Raw genomic sequence first — 23,407 nt, 5'->3', positions numbered from 1 at the left:
ATGCCGCCGGTCGTGCCGTGGATCAGGGCCCGGCTGGCCAACCGGCCGGACACCGAGCACGGCCAGGCGCTGGTGCGCATGGCGATGCTGGTGCTCATCACCGCCTACCTGCAGCTGGTGGTCAGCGGCCGTCCGGAGGTGGCGCAGGAGCTGCGGCTGTCGCAGATCCTGATGGCGGTGGAGTTCGGCATCGGCCTGGTGATCCTGGGCTGGCTGCTGGCGCGTCCCGGCGTCTCCTATCCGCGCCGCGTGCTCGGCATGGTGGCCGACTACAGCCTGATGGGCGTCGGCCTGTACCTGCTCGGCGACCTGCTGGCGTGGATGTACGTGGTGATCCTGTGGGTCACGGTCGGCAACGGCCTGCGCTTCGGGCCGCGCTGGCTGTACCTGGCGATCGGCTTCGCGGCGGTGTCGTTCGGCAGCGCGCTGGCCACCACCCCGTACTGGCAGCAGAACCTGTGGCTGGGCGCCGGGCTGCTCGTCGGCCTGGCCGCGGTGCCGCTGTACCTGAGCTCGCTGCTGCGCCAGCTGGTCCAGGCCAAGGAGGCGGCGCAGGCGGCCAACCGCGCCAAGAGCCGCTTCTTGGCCAACATCAGCCACGAGCTGCGCACGCCGCTCAACGGCATCCTCGGCATGTCCGAACTGCTCGCGGCCACGCCGCTCAGCGCAGAACAGCGCGACAGCTCGGAGGTGATCCGGACCTCGGCGCGGGCGCTGCAGATGCTCGTGGACGAGGTGCTGGACCTGTCGAGCCTCGAGGCGGGCAAGTTCCGCCGCAGCGACGCCGACTTCTCGCTGCCCGAACTGATCCGCGGCATCGGCCTGATGCTGCAGCCCGGCGCGCATGCCAAGGGCCTGGCCTTCGACACGCGCCTGGGCGACGGCGTTCCGGCCCATCTGCACGGCGACGGCAACCACCTGCGCCACGTGCTGGTGAACCTGCTGTCGAACGCGATCAAGTTCACCGACGCAGGGCGGGTCTCGCTGGAGGTGGAGCGGCTGCCGCGCGACGACGCCCGCACCTGGCTGCGCTTCTCGGTGCGCGATACCGGCATCGGCATCCCCGCGCCGGCGCAGGCTCGGATCTTCGAGGCCTTCGAACAGGCCGACGATGGCCTGGAACGCCGCTACGGCGGCACCGGCCTCGGCACGACCATCGCCAAGGCCCTGGTCGAGCAGCTCGGCGGCAGCATCGGCCTCGAGAGCCACTCCGGCCTGGGCTCGCATTTCTGGGTGGACCTGCCGTTCGCGGCCGCGACGCCCGTAGCCGCGGGCGACGGCGGCAACGTCATCGCCTTCAGCGATCCGTTCGTCCGCCACCGTGCGCGGGTGCGTCCGATGCGGGTCCTGGTGGCCGACGACCAGGCCGCCAACCTGATGGTCATGCGCAAGCTGCTGGAGAAGGCGGGGCATCGTCCGCAGGTCGTCGACGATGGCGAAGAGGTGCTGGCCGCGCTCGAGGCGCAGGCTTTCGACGTGGTGATCATCGACCTGCACATGCCCGGCGGCAGCGGGCTCGAGGTGCTCAAGCAGGCCCGCTTCCTGGAGGCCGGGCGCAGGCGCACGCCCTTCATCGTGCTCACCGCCGACGCCACGCCCGAGGCGCGCGCGGACTGCGAGCGCGCCGGCGCCTACGCCTTCATGACCAAGCCGGTGATCGTGGACCGCCTGCTGGAGCGGCTGGCCGCGATCGCCGACGGCGAGGCTCCTGCGCCCGCCGGCGCCGCAGCGGCGGACGTCGTGGAGCAGGGGGATGGCAGCGTCATTTCCCAGCACATCCTCGACGAGCTGCGCGAGATGGGCCTCGGCGACGAATTCGTGCAGCGCTTCCTGGGCGAGTGCGCGCGCGACGCGCGCAAGTGCCTGGCCGACATGGAGGCCGCGGGCGCCGCCGCTCGGTGGGATGACTTCAGGGATGCCTGCCACGCGCTGAAGGGCGCGGCCGGCAACATGGGCGCGGTGCGGGTATCCGAAACCGCGTCCGACGGCATGCGCATGCCCACCGACGGACTGCTCCGCGAGTGGAATGGCATGGTCCGGCTGATGCGCCAGCAGCTGGAGCAGGCACTGGCGGCGCTGCGCGCGCGCGGCGACCTGGCCCGGGGCGATGCCGCCACCGGGCCCGACAGCGCCTGAAGACCCGCCCGATCAGCGCGCCTTGGCCACCGCGGCGTCGAGCGCGGCGGGCCGCTGCAGCTGGGCGTGCACCAGGCGTTCCATCATCCTGAGCTGGCGGTCGCCCAGCTGCAGCGCGGTGTCCACCCAGATCCGCGTGGTGTCCATCAGTTCGGCGTGCGGGATCGGGTCGATCACATCGCGCACCCGGTGCAGCGCCAGCCGCGCGGCGGCGATGCGGCGGTTCTGCCGGATCACCTCGTTGACCGCGCGCACGCCCTCGCCGGGCTCGGCCAGCACGTCGACGATGCCCATGTCGTGCAGCGCCTCGCTGCTGTACATCACGCCGTCGAGCATCATCTGCTCGGCGCGCTTCGGGCCGACCCGGCGCGACAGGAGCGAGTAGGCACCCATGCCCGGGAAGAGGCCGAACAGGACCTCCGGGAAGCCCATCTGCACGCCGCGCTCGGCCACGATCGTCTGGCACGCCAGCGCGAGCTCGAAGCCGCCGCCCAGCGCGTCGCCCTGGACCAGCGCCACGGTGTGGGCGTCCGGATGCAGGCGGGTGTGCAGCAGGTGGATGCTGTCGACGCATTCGGTGGCGTAGCGGAGCAGGCCTTCGCGGTCGCGCTGGCGGATCAGGCCCGCAAACAGCTCGAGGTCGCCACCGAGGTTGAAGACGTGCGCATCCGAGCCGATGACGATGTGCGACAGGGCCGGAGCCGGGCCCTCGGCCGCCGCGGACGCGGCCTGGCAGCCCTCGATCGCCTCCCGCGCGAACAGTCGGAGTTCACGCAGCAGCCGCGGGGAGAAGCATGGCCGGTACGAGGCGTCGCTGAAGGCCTGGCGGGCGTGCATGTGGCACCAGTGCGAGGCGTTGGACGGGTCGTGGGTGATGCGGAGCGTGGCCAGGTCCGTGGCGGTGTTGCCGTGAAGAAATTCGACGTTCATGTGGAGGTCCCCTGACGTGCAGGACGCCTCCGGCCGGGCCTGCCGGCGGAGTCCTGGAAAGATGGTGAATGCCCGTTGCCGGGCATCTATGCGCCCATTTCCCCGCTTGGGCAAGCGGAGCGGAGCCGTCCGGGCAGGGGAGCCGGACGGTCAGGGCAAAAGCGTGAACGGAGTCACATTAATGCGGGGGTGTTTCATCCCTCAGCTCGCGACGCAGGATCTTGCCCACATTCGTCTTGGGCAGCTCGTCACGGAACTCGATATAGCGCGGCTGCTTGTAGCCGGTGAGCTCGTTGCGGGCGTGGGCCTTGACCTGCTCGGCGGTGAGCGACGGGTCCTTCTTCACGATGACCAGCTTCACCGCCTCGCCCGACTTGTCGTCGGGTACGCCGACGGCGGCGACCTCGAGCACGCCGGGCATCATCGCGATCACGTCCTCGATCTCGTTCGGGTACACATTGAAGCCCGACACCAGGATCATGTCCTTCTTGCGGTCGACGATGTAGAAGAAGCCGCCTTCGTCCATGCGCGCCATGTCGCCGGTGTGCAGCCAGCCGTCGGCATCGATCGCCGCGGCGGTGTCCTCGGGGCGCTGCCAGTAGCCGCGCATGACCTGCGGGCCCTTGATGCACAGCTCGCCCACTTCGCCGACGGGAAGCATGCGGCCTTCCTCGTCCTTGATGCAGGCGTCGGTCGACGGGATCGGCAGGCCGATGGCGCCGTTGTACTCGGCCAGGTCCATCGGGTTGATGCAGGCCGCGGGCGAGGTCTCGGTCAGGCCATAGGCCTCGACCAGGGTCACGCCGGTCACCTTCTTCCAGCGATCGGCCACCGAACGCTGCACGGCCATGCCGCCGCCCAAGGTCAGCCGCAGCTGCGAGAAATCGACGTCCTCGAAGCCGGGCGTGTTGAGCAGGCCGTTGAACAGCGTGTTGACGCCGGTGATGGCGGTGAAGGGCTCACGCTTGAGCTCCTTGACGAAGCCGGGCATGTCGCGCGGGTTGGTGATCAGGATGTTCTTGGCGCCAAACTTGGTGAACACCAGTCCATTCGCCGTCAGGGCGAAGATGTGGTACAGCGGCAGCGCGGTGACGATCACTTCCTGGCCCGGCTTGGCCTGCTTGCCGACCCAGGCCGAGGCCTGCTGCATGTTGGCCACCAGGTTGCGGTGGGTCAGCATGGCGCCCTTGGCCACGCCGGTGGTGCCGCCGGTGTACTGCAGGAAGGCGATGTCGCCGCTGTCGATCGCGACGTCCGGCATCGCGTGCGCCGCGCCCGCCTTCAGCGCGTCGCGGAAGCGGATCGTCCCGGAAATCGCGTAGTCGGGCACCATCTTCTTCACGTGCTTGACGACGAGGTTGACGATCGCGCCCTTGGGGAAGCCGAGCATGTCGCCCAGGCCGGTGGTGATGACCTTCTCGACCTTGCTGTCGGCCAGCACCTTCTGCACCACGTGGCCGAAGTTGTCGAGCACCAGGATCGCGCGCGCGCCGGAGTCGACCAGCTGGTGGCGCAGCTCGCGCGCGGTGTACATCGGATTGGTGTTGACCACCGCCAGCCCCGCGCGCAGCGCGCCGAAGGTGGCGATCGGGTACTGCAGGCAGTTGGGCATCATGATCGCGATGCGATCGCCCTTCTTGAACTTCAGTTCGCCGAGCAGGTAGGCCGCGAACTGCCGGCTCAGCGTGTCCAGCTCACCATAGGTGATGGACACGCCCATGTTGGAGAACGCGGGCTGGTCGCGGTACTTGTCGATCGCCTCCTGCAGCAGCGCCGGGATGGAGGGGTACTCGTCGGCGTCGATCTCGGCGGGAATCCCTTCCGGATAGTTCGCCAGCCACGGCCGTTCAGTGCTGCTCATTCATTCCCCCTCGGACTATTGGCCGCCAGGTTCCGTGCCCGGCGTATCGACTCGATTGGATCACAGGGCTCCGCGGCGCGGCAAGGCGCAGTGCAGCTATGCTGGGCGCGGATCACGGGCGGAACGGGGCACGGACATGACGGCACGCGGGCACTTCGATCACGCGCCATGGTGGCGCACGGCCGCGGTGCTGCTGATCGTCGTCGTGATCGCGGCCTGCGCACGCCCGCAGCCCGAGGAGGCGCTGCGGAACGCGCTGGAAGGCGTGCAGGCGGCGATCGAGGCGCGGGACGCGGGCGGGCTCGCGGATTACCTCGGCGACGACTTCATCGGACCCGGCGGACTTGACCGGGACGGCGCGCGACGCCTGGCCGCGCTGCACTTCATGCGCCACGGTGACGTGGGCGTACTCCCCGGGCCGCTGGATATCGAACTCCAGGAAGGGCACGCCCGCGTCCGCTTCAGCGCGGTGCTCTCCGGCGGCAGCGGCCGCCTGCTGCCCGACAGCGCCCAGGCCTGGCAGGTCGACACCGGCTGGCGCCTGGTCGATGGCGAGTGGCGGATGAGCAGCGCGCACTGGACGCCGGTGATGCGCTGAGGCGGGGAAGCTGCCTGCAGGAGCAGCTACACCCTCGACCCGCGCATGCCGGGCTGTCGGGTCGCAGCTGTAGCTGCTCCTACGGGGGCAGGGCCGGTTATGCGGCCTGCTTCGCGGCCAGCTGCCTGAGCACGTAGTGCAGCAGTCCGCCGTTGCGGAAGTACTCGACCTCCTTGGGCGTGAGCAGCATCACCGCGACCTCGAAGTCCTTGCAGCTGCCGTCGGCCGCGGTGGCGGTGACGGTCGCGCGCTTCGAGGCGCCGTCCTCCAGGCCGGTGATGGCAAACGTCTCGGTGCCGTCCAGGCCCAGCGACTCCGCGTTCTGGCCGTCGACGAACTGCAGCGGCAGCACGCCCATGCCGACCAGGTTGGAGCGGTGGATGCGCTCGAAGCTTTCCGCGATCACCGCCTTCACGCCCAGCAGGTTGGTGCCCTTGGCCGCCCAGTCGCGCGACGAGCCGGTGCCGTACTCCTTGCCGGCGATCACCACCAGCGGCGTGCCGTCGGCGCGGTACTTCATGGCAGCGTCGTAGATCGGCATCTTCTCCGGCGGGTTGCTGCCGAAGTAGAGCGTGTTGCCGCCTTCCTCGCCGCCGAAGAAGCGGTTCCTGATGCGGATGTTGGCGAAGGTGCCGCGCACCATCACGTCGTCGTTGCCGCGGCGCGAGCCGTAGCTGTTGAAGTCGGCCGGCTGCACGCCGCGCGACTGCAGGTACAGGCCCGCGGGCGAGTCCTTCTTGATCGAGCCGGCGGGCGAGATGTGGTCGGTGGTGATCGAATCGCCGAACAGGCCGAGCACGCGCGCGCCGTGGATGTCCTCGATCGCGCCGACCTCCATGGTCATGCCGTCGAAATAGGGCGGGTTCTTGATGTAGGTCGAGGCCCCGTCCCAGCCGTAGAGCTCGCTGTCGGTGGAGTCCATCGAGTTCCAGCGCGCATCGCCCTTGAACACGTCGGCGTAGTTCTGCGCAAACAGCTCCGGGCCCACGGTGGCGGCGATCATGTCGCCGATCTCCCTGTTGGAGGGCCAGATGTCGCGCAGGTACACGTCCTGGCCATCCGCGCCCTGGCCCAGCGGCTCCTTCGTCAGGTCGATGTCGACGGTGCCGGCGATGGCATAGGCCACCACCAGCGGCGGCGAGGCGAGGTAGTTCATCTTCACCTCGGCGTGGATGCGGCCCTCGAAGTTGCGGTTGCCAGAGAGCACCGAGGCCACCGCCAGGTCGTTCTCGGCGATGCCCTTCGACACGGCCTCGGGCAGCGGGCCGGAGTTGCCGATGCAGGTGGTACAGCCGTAGCCGACGACGTAGAAGCCGAGCTTCTCGAGGTCGTCCATGACGCCGGCCTTCTTCAGGTAGTCGGTGACCACCAGCGAACCCGGGCCGAGCGAGGTCTTCACCCAGGGTGCGGCCTTCAGGCCCTTCGCCACTGCGTTGCGTGCCAGCAGGCCCGCGCCCAGCATCACCGCCGGGTTGGAGGTGTTGGTGCAGGAGGTGATCGCGGCGATCACCACCGAGCCGTCGGTGAGCTGGTGTTCGCCGTCGTCGATCGTGATGTTCGAAACCGGCTTGGCCGCAAGCCGCTCCGCCTGCGGCTGGCCGCCGCCTTCCTTCTCGAAGCGGTTGACCTGCAGGTCGCGCGACTTGCCGCGCTGGGCGGTCATCGGCCCGACGTTGTCGTTGAAGTTGCGCTTCATGTCGGCCAGCAGCACGCGGTCCTGCGGACGCTTCGGGCCGGCGAGCGAAGGTTGCACGGTGCCCATGTCGAGCTCGACCACCGAGGAATAGGACGCCTCCGGCTGGCCCGGCTCGTGCCACATGCCCTGTGCGCGGGCGTAGGCCTCGACCAGGGCGATCTGCTCCTCGCTGCGCCCGGACAGGCGCAGGTAGCGCAGCGCTTCGGCGTCGACGGGGAAGATGCCGCAGGTCGCGCCGTACTCGGGCGACATGTTGCCGATGGTGGCGCGGTCGGCCAGCGGCAGGTGCTGCAGGCCGTCGCCGAAGAATTCGACGAACTTGCCGACCACGCCGTGCCTGCGCAGCATCTCGGTCACGGTCAGCACCAGGTCGGTCGCGGTGGCGCCCTCGGGCAGCTTGCCGGTGAGCTTGAAGCCCACCACCTGCGGGATCAGCATCGACGACGGCTGGCCGAGCATGGCCGCTTCCGCCTCGATGCCACCGACGCCCCAGCCAAGCACGCCGATGCCGTTGATCATGGTGGTATGGCTGTCGGTGCCGAAGACGGTGTCCGGGAAGGCCCAGGTCTCTCCCTCGATTTCCCGTTCCATGACCACGCGGGCCAGGTGTTCCAGGTTCACCTGGTGGACGATGCCGGTGTTGGGCGGCACCACCTTGAAGTTGCCGAACGCGTTCTGGCCCCAACGCAGGAAGCCGTAGCGCTCCTTGTTGCGTTCGAACTCGATCCGGCCGTTGAGGTCCAGCGCATCGCGGCGGCCGAACACGTCCACCTGCACCGAATGGTCGATCACCAGCTCGGAGGGGATCTGCGGATTGATCTGGTCCGGCCGGCCGCCCAGGCGCGCGACCGCGTCGCGCATCGCCGCGAGGTCGACCACGCAGGGCACGCCGGTGAAGTCCTGCAGCACCACGCGCGCGGGCATGAAGGCGATCTCGGTGTCGGGCTCGGCCTTCGCGTCCCAGCGCGCCACGGCCTCGATGTGCTCGCGACCGACCGTGGCCCCGCCGTCCTCGTGGCGGAGCAGGTTCTCCAGCAGGATCTTCATGGAGTAGGGCAGGCGGGCGAGGTCGAATTGGCGGCCCAGCTTCTCGAGGCTGGCGTAGGCATAGGTCTTGCCGTTGACCTCGAGGCGGTCGCGGGTGGAGAAGGAATCGGCCATGGCTGGGCTCCCTGTGTGGATGGCGTGGCGGGCAGGCAGACCGCCAGTGTAGTGATGAATGCGTTACCGCTGCGTTCCCGGTATGGGGACTCGGGTATGCGCGCGGAAGTATGTATAATGCGCACATACCGTCCCAGCCATGCCCGATCGGGCAGGAGGTCGCCCCATGGAAGCCACCGTCGCCGAACGCGGCCAGATCACCCTGCCCAAGGCAGTGCGCGATGCCCTGGGCCTGACCAAGGGCACCACCCTGAAAGTGGAGCTGGACGGGGGGCGCATCATCCTGCGCAAGGACGTGAGCGATGCCCTGCGCAAGCTTCGCGGCAGCCTCAGGCTTGCCGAAGGATTCACCGGTACGGACGAGGCCATGCGTGCCATCCGGGGTCGGGCCCCCGACGACCCGCTGGAGCCGTTCGAGGTGCTGCGCGATCCCTCGGACTGGACGCCGGACGCCGACCGTTGATCGCCCTGGACTCCAACGTCCTGATCGACCTGCTGATCGGCGATCCGCGGTTCGCGGAGGCCTCGGAGGCCTGCATCGGCGACGCGCTGGCGCATGACGACGTGGTCGTCTGCGAGGCCGTCGTGGCCGAAGTGCAGGCCATGCTCGACACGTCCGCCAACCTCATGGAGCTGCTGTCGCCCCTGGGCGTCCGCTACGAGCCGCTCTCCGAGACCGCCGCCCTGCGCGCCGGCCACATGGGCAGGCGTTTCCGCGCCCGCGGGGGCAGGCGCGAGCGGGTGGTGGCCGACTTCCTGGTCGGTGCGCACGCGCTGCAGCAGTGCGATGCCCTGATCACCCGCGACGCGGGCTTTTTCCGCGACTACTTCAAGGGTCTGAAGGTCATCGTGCCCAGGACCGTCTGATCGAACACCCGCCACACATCCACCGCGACACTCCCGGAGTACCCCCCACCATGTTGGAAGCCTATCGCCACCACGTGGCCGAACGCGCAGCGCTCGGCATTCCCGCGCTGCCGCTCGGCGCGCAGCAGACCGCAGACCTCATCGAGCTGCTGAAGCAGCCGCCGGCCGGCGAGGAGCAGTTCCTGCTCGACCTGCTGACCCATCGCGTGCCCGCGGGCGTGGACGATGCCGCCAAGGTCAAGGCCTCGTACCTCGCCGCGCTCGCCTTCGGCAGCGAGCAGAATGCGCTGATCAGCCGCGAGCGCGCCACGGAGCTGCTGGGCACCATGCTCGGCGGCTACAACGTGGCCCCGCTGGTCGAGCTGCTGGATGACGCGCAGCTGGGCGCGGTCGCCGCCGATGGCCTGAAGCACACGCTGCTGGTGTTCGATGCCTTCCACGACATCGAGGAGAAGGCGAAGGCCGGCAACGCCAATGCGCAGGCCGTGCTGCAGAGCTGGGCCGACGCCGAATGGTTCACCTCCAGGCCGGAAGTGGCGGAGTCGATGACCATCACCGTGTTCAAGGTGCCGGGCGAGACCAACACCGACGACCTGTCGCCCGCGCCCGACGCCACCACGCGCCCGGACATTCCGATGCACGCGCTGGCGATGCTGAAGAACAAGCGCCCCGACGCGCCCTTCGTGCCCGAAGAGGACGGCAAGCGCGGCCCGATCCAGGAGATCCTGTCGCTCAAGGCCAAGGGCCACCTGGTCGCCTACGTCGGCGACGTGGTCGGCACCGGCTCCAGCCGCAAGTCGGCCACCAACAGCGTGCTGTGGTGGACCGGCGAGGACATCCCCTACATCCCGAACAAGCGCTTTGGCGGCGTCTGCCTGGGTTCGAAGATCGCGCCGATCTTCTACAACACCATGGAAGACGCCGGCGCGCTGCCGATCGAACTCGACGTGTCGAAGATGGAGCACGGCGACGTGGTCGAGCTGCGTCCCTACGAGGGCAAGGCGCTGAAGGGCGGCGAAGTGATCGCCGAATTCGAAGTGAAGTCCGAGGTGCTGTTCGACGAGGTGCGCGCCGGCGGCCGCATCCCGCTGATCATCGGCCGCGGCCTGACCGCGCGGGCGCGCGAGTCCCTGGGCCTGCCGGCCACCGACCTGTTCCGCCAGCCCGCCGCGCCCGCCGACACCGGCAAGGGCTTCACGCTCGCGCAGAAGATGGTCGGTCGTGCCTGCGGCCTGCCGGAAGGGAAGGGCGTGCGCCCGGGTACCTACTGCGAGCCGAAGATGACCACCGTGGGTTCGCAGGACACCACCGGCCCGATGACCCGCGACGAGCTCAAGGACCTGGCCTGCCTGGGCTTCTCGTCCGACCTGGTGATGCAGTCGTTCTGCCACACCGCCGCCTACCCGAAGCCGGTGGACGTGAAGACCCACCACACCCTGCCGGAGTTCATCTCCACGCGCGGCGGCGTCTCGCTGCGCCCGGGCGACGGCATCATCCACAGCTGGCTCAACCGCATGCTGCTGCCCGACACCGTCGGCACCGGCGGCGACAGCCACACGCGCTTCCCGATCGGCATCTCGTTCCCGGCCGGCTCGGGCCTGGTCGCCTTCGCCGCCGCCACCGGCGTCATGCCGCTGGACATGCCGGAGTCGGTGCTGGTGCGCTTCAAGGGCCAGCTGCAGCCGGGCGTGACCCTGCGTGACCTGGTGCACGCCATCCCGCTCTATGCGATCAAGCAGGGGCTGCTGACGGTCGCCAAGCAGGGCAAGAAGAACATCTTCTCCGGCCGCATCCTCGAGATCGAGGGCCTGCCGGAGCTCAAGATCGAGCAGGCCTTCGAGCTCGCCGACGCCTCGGCCGAGCGCTCCGCCGCCGGCTGCACCGTGCGTCTCGACAAGGCCCCGATCATCGAATACCTCACCAGCAACATCGTGCTGCTGAAGTGGATGATCGCCGAAGGCTACGCCGACGCCCGCACCCTGCAGCGCCGCATCGCGAAGATGGAGCAGTGGCTGGCCGATCCGCAGCTGCTCGAGCCCGACGCCGACGCCGAGTACGCCGCGGTGATCGAGATCGACCTCGCCGAGATCGTGGAGCCCATCGTGTGCTGCCCGAATGATCCGGACGACGCGAAGACGCTGTCCGACGTCGCCGGCGACAGGATCGATGAGGTGTTCATCGGCTCGTGCATGACCAACATCGGCCACTTCCGCGCCGCGGCGAAGCTGCTGGAAGGCAAGCGCGACATCCCCACGCGCCTGTGGGTCGCGCCGCCGACCAAGATGGACGCCAGCGAACTGACCAAGGAAGGCCACTACGGCACCTTTGGCGCGGCCGGTGCGCGCATGGAGATGCCGGGCTGCTCGCTGTGCATGGGCAACCAGGCCCAGATCCGCGAGGGCGCCACGGCGATGTCGACCTCCACCCGCAACTTCCCCAACCGTCTGGGCCGCAACACCAACGTGTACCTGGGCTCGGCGGAGCTGGCGGCGATCTGCTCGCGCCTGGGCCGGATCCCGACCCGCGCCGAGTACATGGAGGGCGTGGGCGTGATCAGCGACAAGGGCGCCGAGATCTACCGGTACATGAACTTCGACCAGATCGAGGAGTACCGCGAGGTGGCGGAAGGGGCGTCGGCGGCCTGACCGGCACGTCGCGTCGACTGCGGAAACGCCCGGCATTGTCGGGCGTCTTCCGATCAGCGTTCCAGTCTGGAGATTCACATGCGTGAAGGGCAACGGCGGATGTCAGCGGCCGGCAAACTCTTTTCCGTCGTCGCCCTGGTCGAAGCCTTTACCTGGGCGGGGCTGCTCGTGGGCATGTACCTGAAGTACGTCAGCGGTACGACCGATGCCGGCGTCTGGCTGTTCGGCCGCCTCCACGGCGGCGCGTTCCTGCTCTACGTGGTCGTCGCGCTCGCCGCGGGTGTCAGGCTGCGTTGGCCGATGTGGGCCTTGCTAGTCGCGGTGCTTGCGGCGATCCCGCCGCTGGTGACCCTGCCACTCGAGTACTGGTTCCGCCGCCGCGGCCTGCTGTCGCAGGTGGTGATTGCAAGGAACCCCGGCCCAGAACTCACGGGAAAGGCCTGACGGAAACCGGGCTGCGCAGCGGCTTCGCGCTGCAGGCAGCATGAAACGCGCAGTTGCCAGGCTGCGCTCAGCCGGAAACCTGCAGCAGCACCAGCCGCCACAGCGGCAAGGTCACCAGCGACAGCACGATCCCGTACCCCACGATCGCAGCCGCCAATCGCGGCGCCAGCCCATGCGTGATCGCCAGCGCGGCGGCGGTGATCATCGGCGGCATCGCGGTTTCCAGCACGCCCACCTGCAGCACGTCGCCACGCATGCCCAGCAGCCAGGCCACCGGCAGCGAAAGCAAAGGCAACAGCACCAGCTTCAGCGCCAGCCCGGTCGCCAGCGGCGCGATCTCGTCGCGCGGCAGGCGAAGCTGGATGCCCAGGCCCACGGCCAGCATCACCAGCATCACCAGTACGCCGGACAGGCGCTCCAACGCGAGGGCGATCCACTGCGGCGGCTGCTCCGGCATCAGCGTGAGTCCGAACACCAGCGCCCAGGTCGGCGGGAAACGGACGATGCGCAGCACGATCGCCCGTGCCGACGGCGCGCTGTCGCCGCTGCCGCGCGCCAGCACGATCATGCCGACGGTGGACAGCAGCAGGAAGGTGCCGAACTGGTCGTAGACCACGGCATAGGGCAGGGCCTGTGGACCGAGCAGGGCCTCGATCATCGGGAAGCCGACATAGCTGGTGTTGCCGAGCATCGTCAACAGCACCAGCACGACCGCTTCGTCACGCCGGAAGTGCAGCCGGCGTGACAGCAGGCGCACCGCGGCCCAGGCCAGGCCCGCGACCAGCCAGGGCAGCGCCGCCAGCGCCAGCAGCGATACGTCGAAGCGCAGCTTCGGTACGTTGAGAAGGATCGCCGCGGGCAGGCAGACGTACAGCACGACCAGGTTCAGCGTTTCCGCCGAGTTGGCCGGCAGCACGCGCAGCCGCGCGAACAGCATGCCCAGTGCGAGCATCGCCAGCATCAGGGCAAAGGCATCGAAAGCCATTGGCAGGCGGCAATCCTGGTTAGGGACGGAAGTCTAGTGGTCCGGGCCGCGGCATCGCTGGCGCTGGGGCCATCGGCAGGGCGCGCCCGCCATCAGCCCAGCAGGTCGTCCACCGCCCGCGCCATCGCCCCGCGCTGGAGCAGGAAATCCCACGGGCTTCCACCGAACTGCCGCCACAGCACCGCCGAGCGCAGCGCCGCCAGCAGCATCGCGCGGATTTCCGCCACGATCGCGGCCTGCCCGAGGTAGTGCGGATTTCCCTGCACCAGCACGCGCGGCCGCAGCTGGCTGACGGTGTCGGCGTAGAGCGCGCCGAGCTTCGAAAGCACGTCCGGATGCGCGGTGCCCAGGCGCGCCGCGTCGTGGCGGGCGGCGAGGATGCCTTCGTGCACGCGACCGGCGATGTCCTCGTCCCGGACGAAGCGGCGTTCGAGCTGGGTCACCGCCAGGGCCAGCTTCGGCAGCAGCGGATCCTGGCCCTTGTTGGCCAGGTAGTCGCGCACCAGCATCAGGCCGGGCCGCACGTTGGGCACGCCGCCGTAGACCTCGGCGGCGGAATCGGCGTCGATGCGGAACACGCTGCCCAGCGCGGTCTCGAGCACGGTGCCCTCGGCCTGGCCGGTCTCGGCGACGCGGCGCACCTGGCGCAGGGCCTGGGCGAGGCCGGCCAGCGCCAGCATGCGGTCGTGCATGTCGCTCATGCCGGGACCCCCGTGGCGCGGGCGGCGGGCGCATCGGTGGACGCGATCACCGCGCCGCCCAGGCAGGCGTCGCCCAGGTACAGCACCACGGACTGGCCCGGGGTCACGGCGCGCTGGGGGCGCTGAAAGGCGACCCGCAGGGTCCCGGTATCGTCAACGGTCACTTCGCATGGCTCCTCTGGCTGCCGGTAGCGCGTCTGCGCGGTGCAGCTGAAACGGGTGGACGGCGGCGCGCCGGCGATCCAGTGTGCGGGTTCGCTGCGCAGGCTGCGTGACATCAGGTATGGGCTGTCATGGCCCTGGTCAACCGTGAGCACGTTGGCGGCGACGTCCTTGCCGACCACGTACCAGGGCTTGTCGTCGAAGCCGCGGCGGCCGCCGATGTGCAGGCCCTCGCGCTGGCCGAGGGTGTAGTAGAACACGCCCGGGTGTTCGCCCACGACCTGGCCGTCGGGCGTGCGGATCTCGCCGGGCCGGGCCGGCAGGTACTGGCCGAGGAATTCGCGGAAGTCGCGCTCGCCGACGAAGCAGATGCCGGTCGAATCCTTCTTGGCGGCGGTCGGGAGCCCGGCGGCGGCGGCCATCGCGCGCACCGCGTCCTTGCGAAGCTCGCCGAGCGGGAACAGGGTGGCGGCCAGCTGCTCCTGCCCGAGCTGGTGCAGGAAATAGCTCTGGTCCTTGCCGCGGTCCGCGGCGCGCAGCAGCCGCCAGCGGCCGTCGCACTGGTCGACGCGCGCGTAGTGCCCGGTGGCGATACGGCCGGCGCCGAGGTCGCGGGCGGCGTCCAGGAAATGCCTGAACTTGATCTCGCGGTTGCAGAGCACGTCCGGGTTGGGCGTGCGGCCGGCGGCGTACTCGGCCAGGAAGTGTTCGAACACGCCGGCCCAGTACTCGCGGGAGAAGTCGCGGAAGTGGATCGGGATGCCGAGCCGGCCGCAGACCGCGACGGCGTCGCGACGGTCCTCGTCGGCGCGGCAGTGGCCGCTGCCGTCGTCGGCCCAGTTGTCCATGAACAGTCCGGCGATCGTGACCCCGGCATCGCGCAGGACCAGCGCGGCGACCGATGAGTCCACGCCGCCGGACATGCCGACGATGACCTCCGGCGCCGCCATCAGCGCACCGAGCGCAGCAGCGACAGCGGCTGCCGGCTGCCGGCCAGATGGTCGGCGACGACCTGCCAGACCAGCGGGCTGCGGTGGCGGGCGGCCTCGGCCTGCAGTTCCGCCGGCGTCAGCCAGAGGGCGCGGACGATCCCTTCGTCCAGCGCGCGGGCCGGATCGTGCGACAGCGGGCGCGCGGCGAAGGCGAAGCGCAGGTAGTGCCGTCCGGGGCTGCCGTCGGGCAGGGTGGGCGAGGTCCACTGGTAGGCGCCGATGAACGCGGTGGGCTCGACCGTCCAGCCCGACTCCTCCAGCGTTTCACGCACGGCGGCGTCGACCAGGTTCTCGTCCGGTTCCAGATGGCCGGCGGGCTGGTTGAGCACGACGCGGCCGCCGGAGCGCTCCTCCACGCACAGCACGCGACCGCCATCGACCACGACCGTGGCGACGGTGACATCGGGCTGCCAGAACCGACCCTGCCGGTAGGTCATGGACGGCATGGCCCGGGCGCCGGGCAGCGTGCTGCGCGGCGGCGGTGGATCGGCATCGGGCGGGCAGGGTGCATGCGGCAACCGGTCTGGAATGGCTCATTTTCGCCCGCCGGCATGGGGCCGTCCACCGGGCGCACCGGTATAATCACGGCCATGAGCCACAACGCAGGACATGAGCGCGACCACGGCGTCGCCGTCGAGGCCGGCCGGCCCGAGCTGGCGCGGCCGCCGCTGTATTCGGTCCTGCTGCTGAACGACGACTACACCCCCATGGATTTCGTGGTCGAGGTGCTCGTCCGCTTCTTCGGCATGGACATCGAGCGCGCCACCCAGGTGATGCTGCACGTCCACACCCGCGGCCGCGGCGTCTGCGGGGTGTTCACCCGCGACGTGGCCGAGTCCAAGGTCGCCCAGGTCAACGAGTACTCCCGCCTGAACCAGCATCCGCTGCTGGCGACGGCCGAAAAGGCCTGACGCGCGGCGGACCGCACGCCGCGCCCCACGCCTGCCGCGGCGGACAGCGGCGCCGCTGTCCGGTGTCCCTGCGTCCACCACCCGATCCTCATGCCCGCATCGTCAGGATGCCTGCGGACCCGTGTCGAGGGCGCCGCGCTGGGCTGGCGGCAAGGTCCAACGGCGCTTGCCAAGCCCGCGCGGAAAGGCCTACAACGGATGCACCGGCCGGCATGGAAACCGCTCCCCGCGCCCCCATGTGATCCATAGTGAAATCCGGAGGCAGACGCCCCATGTTCAGCAAGGATCTCGAGTACAGCATCGGCCAGTGCTACAAGCGCGCCCGCGAGGCGCGCGACGAGTACATGACGGTCGAACATCTGCTGCTGGCACTGCTCGACAACCCGTCCGCGGAAACCGTGCTCAAGGCCTGCGGCACCGACTTCCATCGCCTGCGCTCCGACCTGGAGCAGGCGATCGCCAGCTCCGTGTCGCGCCTGGCCGAAGACGACGGCCGCGACACCCAGCCCACGCTCGGCTTCCAGCGCGTGCTGCAGCGCGCCGTCTACCACGTGCAGTCCTCGGGCAAGAAGGAGGTCAGCGGCGCCAACGTGCTGGTCGCCATTTTCGGCGAGAAGGACTCGCACGCGGTGTACTTCCTCAACCAGCAGGACGTGACCCGGCTGGACGTGGTGAACTACCTGTCGCACGGCATTGCCCGCGCGGGCGAGGAACCTTCGCCGGAGTCCGGTGACCCCGAGGCCAAGGCCGAGGGCGGCGAGGGCGACGGCAAGGGCGATGCGCTGGCCGAGTTCGCCACCGACCTCAACGCGCTGGCGCGCCAGGGGAAGATCGACCCGCTGGTGGGCCGTGCCGACGAGATCGAGCGCACGATCCAGGTGCTGTGCCGCCGCCGCAAGAACAACCCGCTGTACGTGGGCGAGGCCGGCGTCGGCAAGACCGCGATCGCCGAGGGCCTGGCCAAGCGCATCGTCGACGGCGAGGTGCCCGAGGTGCTGGCGCACGCGACCATCTACTCGCTCGACCTGGGCGCGCTGGTGGCCGGCACCAAGTACCGCGGCGACTTCGAGAAGCGCCTGAAGGCCGTGCTGGCCGCGGTCGGCAAGCACGAGGGCGCGATCCTGTTCATCGACGAGATCCACACCATCATCGGCGCCGGCTCGGCGTCGGGCGGCACCATGGACGCGTCGAACCTGATCAAGCCGGCGCTCGCCTCGGGCGAGTTGCGCTGCATCGGCTCGACCACCTTCCAGGAGTACCGCGGCATCTTCGAGAAGGACCGTGCGCTGGCGCGGCGCTTCCAGAAGATCGACATCGTCGAACCCACCGTGGGCGAGACCTACGAGATCCTGCAGGGCCTGAAGCCGAAGTACGAGGCCCACCACGACGTCACCTACGCCGACGAGGCGCTGCGCGCGGCGGTGGACCTGTCGGTCAAGCACATCGGCGACCGCCTGCTGCCTGACAAGGCCATCGACGTGATCGACGAGGCCGGCGCCCGCCAGCGGCTGCTGCCCGTCGACGCGCGCAAGTCGCTGATCGACGTCGAGGAGGTCGAGGCGATCGTGGCGAAGATGGCGCGGATCCCCGCCAAGCAGGTCAGCGCGTCCGACAAGGACGTGCTGCAGCACCTCGAGCGCAACCTGAAGATGGTGATCTTCGGCCAGGACCCGGCGATCGGCACCCTGACCAGCGCGATCAAGCTGGCCCGTTCCGGGCTCGGCAATCCCGACAAGCCGATCGGCAACTTCCTGTTCGCCGGCCCGACCGGCGTCGGCAAGACCGAGGTCACGCGGCAGCTCGCGCTGCAGCTGGGCATCGAGCTGGTGCGCTTCGACATGTCCGAGTACATGGAGCCGCACTCCGTGAGCCGCCTGATCGGCGCGCCCCCGGGCTACGTCGGCTTCGACCAGGGCGGGCTGCTGACCGAGAAGATCGTCAAGACGCCGCACTGCGTGCTGCTGCTCGACGAAGTGGAGAAGGCGCACCCGGACATCTTCAACATCCTGCTGCAGGTGATGGACCGCGGCATCCTGACCGACACCAACGGGCGCGAGGCCAACTTCCGCAACGTGGTGCTGGTGATGACGACCAATGCCGGCGCCTCGCAGGCGGCCCGCCGCACCATCGGCTTCACGCAGCAGGACCACAGCACCGACGCGATGGAGGTGATCCGCAAGGCCTTCACCCCGGAGTTCCGCAACCGCCTGGACGCGATCGTGCAGTTCCAGCCGCTGGGCTTCGAGCACATCCTGCGCGTGGTCGACAAGTTCATCATCGAGCTCGAGGAGCAGCTGCACGAGAAGGGCGTGAGCCTGGCGGCGACGCCGGCGGCGCGCGAGTGGCTGGCGCAGCACGGCTTCGATCCGCTGATGGGCGCGCGGCCGATGGCGCGCGTGATCCAGGACCGGGTGAAGCGGCCGCTCGCCGACGAGCTGCTGTTCGGGAAGCTGGTGGGCGGCGGCCGGGTGTCGATCGACGCGGTCGACGGCGAACTGGTGCTCGACGTGCAGGCCGAGCCGGAGAAGCTGCTGCCCGCCACCGTCGACTGATCCCGGGCCGAACCTGTGGGAGCCGCTACAGCGGCGATTGGTGGCCATCGCGGCCATGGCCGCTCCCACAGGCAGCGGGTACGAAAAAGGCGGCCGTTTGGCCGCCTTTTTTCATCGCGGCGCTGCGCGCCTTACTTCATCCGGTAGGTGATGCGACCCTTGGTGAGGTCATAGGGAGTCATCTCCACCTTGACCCGGTCGCCGGTGAGGATGCGGATGTAGTTCTTGCGCATGCGCCCGGAGATGTGCGCGATGATCTCGTGCCCGTTCTCCAGCTTCACGCGGAACATCGTGTTCGGAAGGGTTTCCGACACCGCTCCCTCGAATTCAATGACGTCGTCTTTCGCCATGCGTCCTGTACTGACCATTGCTGTGGGTCGGGCGCAAGGCCCGCAAGACGGCAATTGTCGCACGGACCGCGGCTGCGCGCAAAAGTTCCTCAGCCCGGGCGCGGCCGTGGCGCGCCCCGCGCCTCCCGCAGGGCCGCGACCGGCAGCTGTCCGAAGGCCTCCGTCCATGGCCCGGGACGCCCGGGCTGGGCGGTGAGCCGGCGGACCTCGGCGAGGAAGCGCGCCCGCGGCCAGGAGGCCGCGCCCAGGCTGACCAGGTGCGGATTCTCGACCTGGGCATCGACCAGCGGCCAGTCCCAGCCGCGCAGCACGTGGGCGAGTGCCGCCAGCGCGACCTTGGAGCCGCCGCTGCGGGCGCTGAACATGCTCTCGCCGAAGAACATCCGGCCCAGGGCCACGCCGTACAGCCCGCCGGCCACGCGTCCTTCGCCGTCGCGCACTTCGATGGAATGCGCGTGCCCCAGCCGGTGCAGCCGGCCGTAGGCCTCGCGCATGGCATCGGTGATCCAGGTCCCGTGCTGGCCGACGCGCGGGGCGCGGGCGCAGGCCAGCATGACCGCGTCGAAGTCGCGGTCGGCGACCACCGTCCAGTCGCTGCCGCGCAGCTGCCTGCGGAAGCGCGAGGACAGGCGCACGCCGTCGGTCGCGAACACCGTGCGCGGATCCGGCGACCACCAGAGCAGCGGCTGGCCCTCGGAGTACCAGGGGAAGATACCGTTGGCGTAGGCGTTCAGCAGGCGGGTGGCGGAGAGGTCGCCGCCGATGGCCAGCAGCCCGTCGGGTTCGCGCAGCGCGGACTCCGCCGGAGGGAACGGCGACTCCGGATCGTGGCCCAGCAGCGGCGGCAGGAACTGCATGCGCCGATTGTATGGAGTCCAGCCCGCCGGGAGACCCGGGTCAGGCGCGGAACGGCGAGCGCCGCGCCAGCCACGCCGCCTGCTGGCGGGTGGCGTCGGCCTCTTCCGCGCACCAGTCGCGCAGTGCGCCGCGGAAGCCCGCGTCGGCGATCCAGTGCCGGCTGCGCACGAACTCCGGCAGGAACCCGCGCGCGATCTTGTGCTCGCCCTGGGCCCCCGGCTCGAAGCGGCGCAGGCCTTCGCGCAGGCAGTACTCGATGCCCTGGTAGTAGCAGGTCTCGAAGTGCAGCCCGGGCATCTGCCGGCTGGCGCCCCAGTAGCGGCCGTACAGCGTGTCCGCGCCGCGCAGGCAGAGCGCACCGGCGATGGCCTCGCCGTCCAGGTCGGCCAGCACCAGCACCAGCGCGCGCGGCATCGCGGCGGCGAGGTGCCGCAGGAATTCCAGGGTCAGGGCCGGCGCGTTGCCGTAGTCGGCGAAGGTCGCCAGGTAGAAGCGGTGCATGGCTGCCAGGTCGCGAGCGTCGGCCTCGTCGCCGTGCAGCACCCGGAAGCCGACGCCGGCGCGCCGTACCTTCGCACGCTCCTGGCGGATGTTCTTGCGGTGGCGGTGGTCCATGTCGGCGAGGAAGGCGTCGAAGTCCGGCCAGCCGGCCGCGTTCTGCCAGTGGTACTGGACGTCGGTGCGCGGCAGCCAGTCGTCGCCGAAGGCGGCGTCCTCGTGCGCGGCATGGAAGTTGACGTGCGCGGACGACAGGCCGAGGGCCGTCGCGTCATCGATGATGGCATCGAGCAGCGCGCGCCGCGCGACATCGTCGCGCGCCAGCAGGCGCGGCCCGGTCACGGGCGAGTAGGGCACCGCACCCAGCCACTTCGGGAAGTAGTCGAGCCCGTGCCGCGCGTACGCATGCGCCCAGGCATGGTCGAACACGAACTCGCCGTGCGAGTTGGTCTTCAGGTAGCCCGGCGCCGCGGCGACCAGCGCGTCGCCCTCCCACAGCGTCAGGTGCCGCGGCGTCCAGCCCCACTGCGGGCGCAGGCAGCCGTGCCGCTCCAGCCCCTCCAGGAACGCATGTGCGACGAAGGGGTTTGCGCCGTCGTGCAGCCCGTCCCAGGCCGGCGCGGAAACCTGCGCCAGCGAATCGTGGACATGTGCATGAAGCGCTCTTCCGGTCACGGACTTACGCGGATCCAGGCGAACCAGGACAATGGCCAGGCGAGGGGCAATGCATCGTCCTGTTCGCGCTGTCCGCGTTCATCCGCGTGGATCCGTGGCGGAAGATCAGCTTTCCTTGTCGAGGAAGCGCTCGGCATCCAGCGCCGCCATGCAGCCGAAGCCGGCCGAGGTGATGGCCTGGCGATAGACCTGGTCGGCGACGTCGCCGGCCGCGAACACGCCCTTGACCGAGGTCTCGGTGGCGCCGCCGGCAAGGCCCGAGCGGATCTCCAGGTAGCCGTTGTTCATCGCCAGCTGGCCCTCGAACAGCGAGGTGTTGGGCGTGTGGCCGATGGCGACGAAGAAACCGTGCACGTCGATCTCGCGGGTGCTGTCGTCCTGCACCGACTTCAGGCGCAGGCCGGTCACGCCGGCCTCGTTGCCCAGCACCTCGTCGACGACGTGGTGCCAGACCGGCACGATCTTCCCGGCGTCGATCTTCGCCTGCAGCTTGTCCTGCATGATCTTCTCCGCGCGCAGGGTGTCGCGGCGGTGCACCAGGTAGACCTTGCGGGCGATGTTGGACAGGTACAGCGCTTCCTCCACCGCGGTGTTGCCGCCGCCGACCACGGCCACGTCCTGGTCCTTGTAGAAGAAGCCGTCGCAGGTGGCGCAGGCGGAGACGCCGCGACCCTTGAACTTCTCTTCCGATTCCAGCCCCAGGTACTTGGCCGTGGCGCCGGTGGCGATGATCAGCGCGTCGGCGGTGTAGTCGCCGTTGTCGCCCTTGAGGCGGAAGGGACGCTGCGAGAGGTCGGCCGAGTGCACCTGGTCGAACACCACTTCGGTCTCGAAGCGCTCCGCGTGCGCCTGCATCCGCGCCATCAGGTCCGGGCCCATCAGGCCGTGGGCATCGCCCGGCCAGTTGTCGACTTCGGTCGTGGTCATCAGCTGGCCGCCCATCTGCAGGCCGGTGACGACCACGGGCTTGAGGTTGGCGCGGGCGGCGTAGACGGCGGCGGTCCAGCCGGCGGGGCCGGAACCGAGGATCAGCAGGCGGCAGTGCTTGGAAGTGCTCATGTATACTCGCGAGCCATGGAATCACGGCGTTGGGAAGCCCATAGCTTGGCGGCGCCGGCGCGGCAAGACAAGGCGCACGCGGGCGCGGGCGGTGCAACGCAGGGTTCCCGACAGCACCAGAACGAAACGCCGCGCATGCGGCGTTTTTTTGTGCGGAAACGGAGAGCGGGATCGAAGACGGAGAACGGCTGATGCGCATCGGTGTCCCGAAGGAAACCAAGCCGCAGGAAGGTCGCGTGGCCCTGGTGCCAGCGGCCGCGGGCGACCTGGTCAAGCGCGGCCACGAGGTGTGGCTGGAGCACGATGCCGGCGCGAAGTCCGGCTTTGCCGACGACGACTACAGCGCCCTGGGCGTGCACATCGCCCCCGACGCCGCGGCCCTGTACGAACGGGGCGAGCTGATCGTCAAGGTCAAGGAACCCATCGCCGGCGACCTCGGCCACCTGCGTCGCGACCACCTGCTGTTCTGCTACCTGCACCTGGCCGCCGAGCCCGCGCTGACCCGCCGGCTGCTCGACATCGGCCTGACCGGCGTCGCCTTCGAGACCGTCGAACTGCCCGGCGGCGAGCTGCCTTTGCTGGCGCCGATGTCGGTGATCGCCGGGCGCATCGGCGTCCAGGTCGGCACCCAGCTGCTGCACACGCCCATGGGCGGCAAGGGCAAGCTGCTCGGCGGACTGCCGTCGACCGGACGCGGCAGCGTCGTGGTCTTCGGCGCGGGCAGGGCCGGCGGGGCCGCCGCGGCGCTGGCCGCGGCCGGTGGCGCCAACGTGACCGTCTTCGAGATGCGGCCCGACCGCATGGAGCAGATGACGCAGCTGGGCCACAACGTCACCGCGCTGTATCCGTACCACGACGTGGTCGCACGCGCGGTCGCGCACGCCGACCTGGTGGTCGGCGCGGTGCTGGTGACCGGCGCGAAGGCGCCCAAGGTGCTGACCCGCGACATGGTTGCCGGCATGGAGCCCGGCAGCGTGCTGGTGGACATCGCCATCGACCAGGGCGGCTGCTTCGAGACCTCGCGCCCGACCACCTGGGAGGCGCCGACCTACGTGGAGGAGGGCGTGACCCACTTCTGCGTCACCAACATGCCCGGCGCCGTGCCGCGGACTTCGTCGCAGGCGATCTGCGCGGCGATCCTGCCCTGGGTGGACCGGCTGGCGAGCGGTCGCGACCCGGCCGCCGATCCCGCACTGACCCGCGGCGTCAACGTGGCCGATGGCAGACTGGTGCATCCCGCCCTGCTCGAGATGTTCCCCTGAGCACGCATGCAAGTGGAATATGAGTAGAATCATTCCATTGCGAGCATTTCTTAAGGTCTGATCA

The 23,407-nt window shown here is 69.7% G+C and carries 20 protein-coding genes; 9 read left to right on the top strand and 11 right to left on the bottom strand.

Annotated features, from left to right (window positions below; genetic code table 11):
- Nucleotides 1–2,136, top strand: coding sequence for an ATP-binding protein (locus H9645_RS01010; protein WP_191727874.1), 2,136 nt, complete (start codon nucleotides 1–3; stop codon nucleotides 2,134–2,136).
- Between the two features lie 12 nt (nucleotides 2,137–2,148).
- On the opposite strand, the gene H9645_RS01005 is transcribed toward H9645_RS01010, so the two are convergent.
- Nucleotides 2,149–3,066 (bottom strand): crotonase/enoyl-CoA hydratase family protein, encoded by a 918-nt coding sequence (locus H9645_RS01005; protein WP_191727873.1) that lies wholly within the window; start codon nucleotides 3,064–3,066, stop codon nucleotides 2,149–2,151.
- A gap of 178 nt (nucleotides 3,067–3,244) precedes the next feature.
- On the bottom strand, nucleotides 3,245–4,927 hold the full coding sequence (locus H9645_RS01000) for a long-chain fatty acid--CoA ligase (protein WP_191727872.1): 1,683 nt from the start codon (nucleotides 4,925–4,927) through the stop codon (nucleotides 3,245–3,247).
- 136 nt (nucleotides 4,928–5,063) lie between these two features.
- Between H9645_RS01000 and H9645_RS00995 the strand changes: the two genes are divergently transcribed.
- The gene (locus H9645_RS00995) at nucleotides 5,064–5,525 is read left to right on the top strand and encodes a nuclear transport factor 2 family protein (RefSeq protein WP_225217900.1); all 462 of its coding nucleotides are present in this window, start codon (nucleotides 5,064–5,066) and stop codon (nucleotides 5,523–5,525) included.
- 97 nt (nucleotides 5,526–5,622) lie between these two features.
- Here H9645_RS00995 and acnA read toward each other — a convergent pair whose 3' ends face one another.
- Nucleotides 5,623–8,382 carry an aconitate hydratase AcnA gene (gene acnA / locus H9645_RS00990; protein WP_191727871.1) on the bottom strand — a complete coding sequence of 920 codons (2,760 nt, stop codon included), beginning with the start codon at nucleotides 8,380–8,382 and terminating at the stop codon, nucleotides 5,623–5,625.
- 166 nt (nucleotides 8,383–8,548) lie between these two features.
- Here acnA and H9645_RS00985 point away from each other — a divergent pair, with 166 nt between their 5' ends.
- From H9645_RS00985 to H9645_RS00970, 4 genes are all read left to right on the top strand, one after another.
- On the top strand, nucleotides 8,549–8,845 hold the full coding sequence (locus H9645_RS00985) for an AbrB/MazE/SpoVT family DNA-binding domain-containing protein (protein ID WP_191727870.1): 297 nt from the start codon (nucleotides 8,549–8,551) through the stop codon (nucleotides 8,843–8,845).
- Nucleotides 8,842–9,249 (top strand): type II toxin-antitoxin system VapC family toxin, encoded by a 408-nt coding sequence (locus H9645_RS00980; RefSeq protein WP_191727869.1) that lies wholly within the window; start codon nucleotides 8,842–8,844, stop codon nucleotides 9,247–9,249. Before H9645_RS00985 ends, H9645_RS00980 begins: the two co-directional genes overlap by 4 nt.
- Before the next feature lie 50 nt (nucleotides 9,250–9,299).
- Entirely contained in the window at nucleotides 9,300–11,894 is a 2,595-nt protein-coding gene (gene acnB, locus H9645_RS00975; protein WP_191727868.1) for a bifunctional aconitate hydratase 2/2-methylisocitrate dehydratase, read from the top strand.
- A 99-nt stretch (nucleotides 11,895–11,993) separates the two neighbouring features.
- Complete coding sequence (locus H9645_RS00970) at nucleotides 11,994–12,338, top strand: DUF3817 domain-containing protein (protein ID WP_191728437.1); 345 nt, start codon at nucleotides 11,994–11,996, stop codon at nucleotides 12,336–12,338.
- A 67-nt stretch (nucleotides 12,339–12,405) separates the two neighbouring features.
- Here the strand turns inward: H9645_RS00970 and H9645_RS00965 are convergent, their stop codons facing one another.
- The 4 genes from H9645_RS00965 to H9645_RS00950 all read right to left on the bottom strand — a co-directional run bounded on the left by H9645_RS00965 (nucleotide 12,406) and on the right by H9645_RS00950 (nucleotide 15,615).
- On the bottom strand, nucleotides 12,406–13,323 hold the full coding sequence (locus H9645_RS00965) for an AEC family transporter (protein WP_191727867.1): 918 nt from the start codon (nucleotides 13,321–13,323) through the stop codon (nucleotides 12,406–12,408).
- Nucleotides 13,324–13,415: 92 nt separating this feature from the next.
- A complete protein-coding gene (locus tag H9645_RS00960) occupies nucleotides 13,416–14,015 on the bottom strand; it encodes a lysogenization protein HflD (RefSeq protein WP_425490194.1) in 600 nt (199 codons plus the stop codon).
- 5 nt (nucleotides 14,016–14,020) lie between these two features.
- On the bottom strand, nucleotides 14,021–15,136 hold the full coding sequence (gene mnmA / locus H9645_RS00955) for a tRNA 2-thiouridine(34) synthase MnmA (protein ID WP_191727865.1): 1,116 nt from the start codon (nucleotides 15,134–15,136) through the stop codon (nucleotides 14,021–14,023).
- Nucleotides 15,136–15,615, bottom strand: coding sequence for an NUDIX hydrolase (locus H9645_RS00950; RefSeq protein ID WP_191728436.1), 480 nt, complete (start codon nucleotides 15,613–15,615; stop codon nucleotides 15,136–15,138). Before H9645_RS00950 ends, mnmA begins: the two co-directional genes overlap by 1 nt.
- A gap of 153 nt (nucleotides 15,616–15,768) precedes the next feature.
- Here H9645_RS00950 and clpS point away from each other — a divergent pair, with 153 nt between their 5' ends.
- Nucleotides 15,769–16,089 carry an ATP-dependent Clp protease adapter ClpS gene (gene clpS / locus H9645_RS00945; protein ID WP_191727864.1) on the top strand — a complete coding sequence of 107 codons (321 nt, stop codon included), beginning with the start codon at nucleotides 15,769–15,771 and terminating at the stop codon, nucleotides 16,087–16,089.
- A 272-nt stretch (nucleotides 16,090–16,361) separates the two neighbouring features.
- Complete coding sequence (gene clpA / locus H9645_RS00940; RefSeq protein ID WP_191727863.1) at nucleotides 16,362–18,641, top strand: ATP-dependent Clp protease ATP-binding subunit ClpA; 2,280 nt, start codon at nucleotides 16,362–16,364, stop codon at nucleotides 18,639–18,641.
- A gap of 131 nt (nucleotides 18,642–18,772) precedes the next feature.
- On the opposite strand, the gene infA is transcribed toward clpA, so the two are convergent.
- From infA to trxB, 4 genes are all read right to left on the bottom strand, one after another.
- The gene (gene infA, locus H9645_RS00935; protein WP_055248081.1) at nucleotides 18,773–18,991 is read right to left on the bottom strand and encodes a translation initiation factor IF-1; all 219 of its coding nucleotides are present in this window, start codon (nucleotides 18,989–18,991) and stop codon (nucleotides 18,773–18,775) included.
- An 89-nt stretch (nucleotides 18,992–19,080) separates the two neighbouring features.
- Nucleotides 19,081–19,848, bottom strand: a complete 768-nt coding sequence (aat, locus tag H9645_RS00930; protein ID WP_191727862.1) for a leucyl/phenylalanyl-tRNA--protein transferase — start codon at nucleotides 19,846–19,848, stop codon at nucleotides 19,081–19,083.
- Nucleotides 19,849–19,888: 40 nt separating this feature from the next.
- Complete coding sequence (locus tag H9645_RS00925) at nucleotides 19,889–21,022, bottom strand: GNAT family N-acetyltransferase (protein WP_318240469.1); 1,134 nt, start codon at nucleotides 21,020–21,022, stop codon at nucleotides 19,889–19,891.
- 105 nt (nucleotides 21,023–21,127) lie between these two features.
- Nucleotides 21,128–22,081, bottom strand: a complete 954-nt coding sequence (trxB, locus tag H9645_RS00920; protein ID WP_191727861.1) for a thioredoxin-disulfide reductase — start codon at nucleotides 22,079–22,081, stop codon at nucleotides 21,128–21,130.
- A 191-nt stretch (nucleotides 22,082–22,272) separates the two neighbouring features.
- Between trxB and ald the strand changes: the two genes are divergently transcribed.
- On the top strand, nucleotides 22,273–23,343 hold the full coding sequence (gene ald, locus H9645_RS00915) for an alanine dehydrogenase (protein WP_191727860.1): 1,071 nt from the start codon (nucleotides 22,273–22,275) through the stop codon (nucleotides 23,341–23,343).
- Nucleotides 23,344–23,407: the final 64 nt, after the last annotated feature.

The organism is Luteimonas colneyensis (genome assembly GCF_014836665.1).
Lineage (GTDB): Bacteria > Pseudomonadota > Gammaproteobacteria > Xanthomonadales > Xanthomonadaceae > Luteimonas > Luteimonas colneyensis.
Note: the sequence above shows the minus strand (reverse complement) of the source record. Positions and strands in the feature narration are given on the sequence as shown.

Coding starts and splice junctions, on each gene's coding strand:
- H9645_RS01010 (WP_191727874.1), top strand. CDS start 1: ATGCCGCCGGTCGTGCCGTGGATCAGGGCCCGGCTGGCCAACCGGCCG.
- H9645_RS01005 (WP_191727873.1), bottom strand. CDS start 3,066: ATGAACGTCGAATTTCTTCACGGCAACACCGCCACGGACCTGGCCACG.
- H9645_RS01000 (WP_191727872.1), bottom strand. CDS start 4,927: ATGAGCAGCACTGAACGGCCGTGGCTGGCGAACTATCCGGAAGGGATT.
- H9645_RS00995 (WP_225217900.1), top strand. CDS start 5,064: ATGACGGCACGCGGGCACTTCGATCACGCGCCATGGTGGCGCACGGCC.
- acnA (WP_191727871.1), bottom strand. CDS start 8,382: ATGGCCGATTCCTTCTCCACCCGCGACCGCCTCGAGGTCAACGGCAAG.
- H9645_RS00985 (WP_191727870.1), top strand. CDS start 8,549: ATGGAAGCCACCGTCGCCGAACGCGGCCAGATCACCCTGCCCAAGGCA.
- acnB (WP_191727868.1), top strand. CDS start 9,300: ATGTTGGAAGCCTATCGCCACCACGTGGCCGAACGCGCAGCGCTCGGC.
- H9645_RS00970 (WP_191728437.1), top strand. CDS start 11,994: ATGTCAGCGGCCGGCAAACTCTTTTCCGTCGTCGCCCTGGTCGAAGCC.
- H9645_RS00965 (WP_191727867.1), bottom strand. CDS start 13,323: ATGGCTTTCGATGCCTTTGCCCTGATGCTGGCGATGCTCGCACTGGGC.
- H9645_RS00960 (WP_425490194.1), bottom strand. CDS start 14,015: ATGCACGACCGCATGCTGGCGCTGGCCGGCCTCGCCCAGGCCCTGCGC.
- mnmA (WP_191727865.1), bottom strand. CDS start 15,136: ATGGCGGCGCCGGAGGTCATCGTCGGCATGTCCGGCGGCGTGGACTCA.
- H9645_RS00950 (WP_191728436.1), bottom strand. CDS start 15,615: ATGACCTACCGGCAGGGTCGGTTCTGGCAGCCCGATGTCACCGTCGCC.
- clpS (WP_191727864.1), top strand. CDS start 15,769: ATGAGCCACAACGCAGGACATGAGCGCGACCACGGCGTCGCCGTCGAG.
- clpA (WP_191727863.1), top strand. CDS start 16,362: ATGTTCAGCAAGGATCTCGAGTACAGCATCGGCCAGTGCTACAAGCGC.
- infA (WP_055248081.1), bottom strand. CDS start 18,991: ATGGCGAAAGACGACGTCATTGAATTCGAGGGAGCGGTGTCGGAAACC.
- aat (WP_191727862.1), bottom strand. CDS start 19,848: ATGCAGTTCCTGCCGCCGCTGCTGGGCCACGATCCGGAGTCGCCGTTC.
- trxB (WP_191727861.1), bottom strand. CDS start 22,081: ATGAGCACTTCCAAGCACTGCCGCCTGCTGATCCTCGGTTCCGGCCCC.
- ald (WP_191727860.1), top strand. CDS start 22,273: ATGCGCATCGGTGTCCCGAAGGAAACCAAGCCGCAGGAAGGTCGCGTG.